This window comes from Microcystis sp. 49638_E5, assembly GCF_021300285.1.
In the GTDB taxonomy this organism is placed as follows: Bacteria; Cyanobacteriota; Cyanobacteriia; order Cyanobacteriales; family Microcystaceae; genus Microcystis; species Microcystis aeruginosa_C.
The window spans coordinates 1-4095 of the sequence record NZ_JAJTDH010000165.1; the positions used below are offsets into that span (position 1 = coordinate 1).

Here is a 4095-nt window from a genome sequence, read left to right on the forward strand (position 1 = left end):
ATCAAGACAACGTAAAGACAAAGCAATTAAAGACGCTTTGGCGTTAGTCCAGTCTAATGATCTGGTAGTCTATGAAGCTTTAAAGGTAAGAAACTTAGTCAAAAACCGTAAGCTGGCCAAGTCGATTAGTGATGCTTCTTGGTATCAATTCACTGAATGGTTGAATTATTTTGCTAAGATTTATCGGATTGTCTGTGTTGCTGTTCCTCCCCATTTTACTAGCCAAGATTGTTCAGTTTGTGGGACGAGAGTTCAAAAAACCTTAAGCACTAGAACTCATCAATGTCCTAATTGTCAAACAGTCTTAGATAGGGATCATAATGCATCAATAAATATTCTTAAAAAAGGGTTGAAATATTTGGGAAATCATCTCAATGCCTCGACTTCGCTCGGCATTGACACTGAGCGAAGTCGAAGTGTCAACGGTACTGTTGGGCAAACAGAAACCGATCCAAACGCCTTGGGAGAGTCCGGCCTCTGGATTTTCAGTGGAGACATTGAGAATCTAAGCTGTCTCGTTGAACAAGGAATTTCCGATAGTGATCTCGAAAGAATCCCCCGTCACAGCGTAGCTTGACGGTGGGAGTATGTCAAAATCAAAAAACTAACCGCAGCAGCAAGACAAGAAAGCGCAATGATTCCTACCGTTATTGAAACCACAGGCCGGGGCGAACGCGCCTTCGATATCTACTCCCGACTACTCCGGGAAAGAATCGTCTTTTTGGGACAAGAAGTAACCAGCGACCTAGCTAACCTAATCGTCGCCCAATTACTCTTTCTAGAAGCAGAAGACCCCGAAAAAGATATTTACCTGTATATCAACTCCCCCGGGGGTTCCGTTTCGGCTGGATTAGGGATTTTTGACACCATGAATCAAATCCGTCCCGATGTCAGCACCATTTGTATTGGTTTAGCTGCCAGTATGGGGGCTTTTCTCCTCAGCGCCGGCAAACCGGGCAAAAGAATGAGCCTACCCAACTCGCGGATCATGATTCACCAACCCCTCGGCGGCGCCCAAGGTCAGGCCACCGATATCGAAATTCAGGCCAAAGAAATTCTCTATCTCAAACAATTACTCAATCAACACCTAGCTAGTCATACGGGTAAACCTCTCGACCTCATCGCCGAGGATACGGAAAGGGATTTCTTTATGTCCGCCGAAGAAGCTCTAGACTATGGTTTAATCGATCAAGTCATCGATCGCAGTCCTTCCGCTTCTAACCCTCCCAGTAAATAGTTATGATCGGGTAGGCCCTGTCTACCCAGATTTTTGTAAATATTTAGTAAGCGGAAATTAATCATCGATCGTCGTTATTAATATTAAATAACAGTGAAAAGTTCTAGCGGATTGGGTTAAGATCGAGACGTAACCCGAAAAAAATTGCAACAGGAATCGGTAGAAACACCCGGTGGGTTATTAACGGAAATTTTTTTACTGGCAATCCCTATGAACTATCATCCACCCTCACAGCCCCTGCCCGCCCCCTGTATTATTGATTCTGGCGTGGTCATCGCTAAAGAAGATATGCGTCGTCTCCTCGATGATCTCGGACGAGTTCGCTACATCCATAGTCTCGAAGGAGTGATTCAGAGTGAAGGGGAGGGATGGATACTAGAAGTTTTCGCCGATTATCAGCAAAGCACCCTAGTTGCCAACTACAGTCTTTATCTCAATACCTATAGCTTCGATTATCTACGTTTAAACCGCTCTCCCGACGGTGAAACCTATTTTGATCTGATCCAAGACAATCGGCAATTACGGCTAATTCCCCTGAGTAATCCACTGCAAGACCCCGAGATGAAAGCCCGTCTCAATGCCGATACCCTCGAAGCCATGGTTACTCAGGTACTTTCTGCTAAGTGGGATGTGCAGTTTGAAGACGAAGACGACAACGATTGCCCCTTTTAGGCAGCGAGCAAAAATACTGATAACTGATAACTGATAACTGAAACAGTGGGATTTTCCTTTGAATTAATCGCCCAGTGTCCCCAAACTGGTGCGCGGGTTGGGGTTTGGCATACTCCCCACGGACCGGTAGAAACACCCCGTTTTATGCCCGTGGGAACTTTAGCGACGGTGAAAGGTTTGACCCCCGCTCAAATCGCCAGCACGGGGGCGCAAATGATTCTCGCTAATACCTATCACCTGCATCTGCAGCCCGGAGAAAGTATTATCGAGAAAGCGGGAGGTTTACACGATTTTATGGCGTGGAATCAGCCAATATTAACAGATTCGGGTGGATTTCAGGTATTTAGCCTTAGTCAACTGCGGCAAATTAAAGAGTCGGGAGTCACCTTTCGATCGCCCCGGGACGGTAGAATCATCGAAATTACGCCAGAAAAATCGATTCAGATTCAAAATGCCCTCGGTGCTGATGTCATTATGGCCTTCGATGAATGTCCCCCCACGGGAGTCAGTCATGAGACCATGAAAGCATCCATAGAACGCACCTATCGCTGGTTAGAGCGCTGTCTGGGGGCCCATCAACGACCTCAAGAACAGGCCTTATTCGCCATAGTGCAAGGGGGAATCTATGAGGATTTACGGGCAGCGGCGGCGGAATCTTTAGTAAAACTCGATTTACCCGGTTATGCCATCGGGGGCGTGAGTGTGGGGGAAGAAACGAGCCTAATTCATCGCATTGTCCAGATAACTGCCCCTTTACTCCCCGAAAATAAACCCCGTTACCTGATGGGAGTGGGAACCTATGGAGAAATGGCCAAGGCGATCGCTAGTGGCATAGATCTGTTTGATTGCGTTATTCCCACCCGTTTTGGTCGCCATGGCACGGCTTTGGTGCGGGGGGAGCGTTGGAACCTAAAAAATGCCCGTTTTAAGGAGGATTTCGCCCCTTTAGACGAGACTTGTCCCTGTTACACCTGTCAACACTTTAGCCGTGCCTATCTCAATCATTTAATTAAATCGGGGGAAATGTTGGGTTATATTCTCTTATCTCTGCACAATATCGCCGAATTAATCAGATTTACCCGTGAAATTCGTCAATCTATCCTAGGGGGGACTTTTACCCAAGATTTTGCCCCTTGGCTTGAGGATGCCGTAGATGTTACCCCAACGTGATAAAATTTCAGGAAACGTTTAAAAATTTTCTTGTCAAGGTAGATAGAGAGATGGAAACTGCACTTTTGTTGGCCAAATTGCCGGAAGCATACCAAATTTTCGACCCCTTAGTCGATGTCTTGCCCCTGATTCCCCTATTTTTCCTCTTGCTGGCCTTTGTTTGGCAAGCATCCGTCGGTTTTAAATAAATCGACTCTCAATTATCAGTTATCAGTGAGCAGTTATCAGTTATCAGATTTGAGTTTTAAGTGAGTGGTATTAAGTGAGGAGTACGAAATGACATTAACACTGCTGTCTTTTCACTGATTACTGTTTACTGTTTACTGTTTACTGAAAAAGCTTCCCAGATTAAAACAAAGTCCAGGTTAAATCAGCATCAGTCAAGTCCACATCTTCTAAAATTGCCCCGCGCAAATCGGCATAACTGAGATCCGCACCCCGGAAACTGGCCCCGGTGAGATCGGTAATAAATCCGTCTCTTTCGGGACTAGCACGAAAATTAACCCGGCAAAGTCGGCAATCAGCGAAATTAGCTCGATATAACAGGGAGCCGCTCAGATTGGCATAGTTGAGATCGGCTCCGCAAAAGTTAGTTTTGCCTAAGTCCGTGCGTTGGTCGGAAGTGGAGCGAAAATCCGCATCGATTAATACGGCCTGCTGGAGATTAGCACTGTTGAGATTAACACCATTTAAGACGGCTTTGGTTAAATAAGTGGCTTCTAAATTGGCTTCGATGAGATTAGCCCCGCTTAAGTCCGCATCGCGTAAACAAGCTCGATAAAAGTCCACTTGACTTAAATCTGCTCCCCAGAGAATCGCCTCACTTAAATCCTCTCATCATCAGTAGCTTGTTTCTTTTGTTCTTTACTAACATTTTTGGCTGGTCTTCCTAATGGGGGACTACTGATTCTGATTCCCCTTTCTTTACACCAAGCTCGGTTTTCTCTGGTTCGATAAATTTTGTCCACATGAACTGATTCTGGGTAGTATCCTGTATAGTCATAATAAGCTTCTAT

At 45.5% G+C, this 4095-nt stretch carries 5 protein-coding genes and 2 pseudogenes; 5 read left to right on the top strand and 2 right to left on the bottom strand.

Features of this window, described 5'->3' with window-relative positions; genetic code table 11:
• The 5 genes from LW728_RS22955 to LW728_RS22975 all read left to right on the top strand — a co-directional run.
• Positions 1-577 (top strand): RNA-guided endonuclease InsQ/TnpB family protein (locus LW728_RS22955; RefSeq protein WP_287768481.1); only part of this gene is annotated, 577 nt, incomplete at its 5' end.
• A gap of 18 nt (positions 578-595) precedes the next feature.
• Entirely contained in the window at positions 596-1237 is a 642-nt protein-coding gene (clpP, locus tag LW728_RS22960) for an ATP-dependent Clp endopeptidase proteolytic subunit ClpP (protein ID WP_223211172.1), read from the top strand.
• Between the two features lie 210 nt (positions 1238-1447).
• A complete protein-coding gene (locus LW728_RS22965) occupies positions 1448-1909 on the top strand; it encodes a hypothetical protein (RefSeq protein ID WP_043997955.1) in 462 nt (153 codons plus the stop codon).
• A 45-nt stretch (positions 1910-1954) separates the two neighbouring features.
• Positions 1955-3079 (top strand): tRNA guanosine(34) transglycosylase Tgt, encoded by a 1125-nt coding sequence (gene tgt, locus LW728_RS22970; protein WP_287709501.1) that lies wholly within the window; start codon positions 1955-1957, stop codon positions 3077-3079.
• Between the two features lie 50 nt (positions 3080-3129).
• Positions 3130-3267 carry a photosystem II reaction center protein K gene (locus LW728_RS22975; RefSeq protein WP_008206475.1) on the top strand — a complete coding sequence of 46 codons (138 nt, stop codon included), beginning with the start codon at positions 3130-3132 and terminating at the stop codon, positions 3265-3267.
• 160 nt (positions 3268-3427) lie between these two features.
• Here the strand turns inward: LW728_RS22975 and LW728_RS22980 are convergent.
• Together LW728_RS22980 and LW728_RS22985 are read right to left on the bottom strand one after the other, a co-directional pair.
• Positions 3428-3910: pseudogene (locus LW728_RS22980) on the bottom strand (pentapeptide repeat-containing protein); the annotation flags it as partial.
• Positions 3911-3912: 2 nt separating this feature from the next.
• Positions 3913-4095: pseudogene (locus LW728_RS22985) on the bottom strand (transposase); the annotation flags it as partial.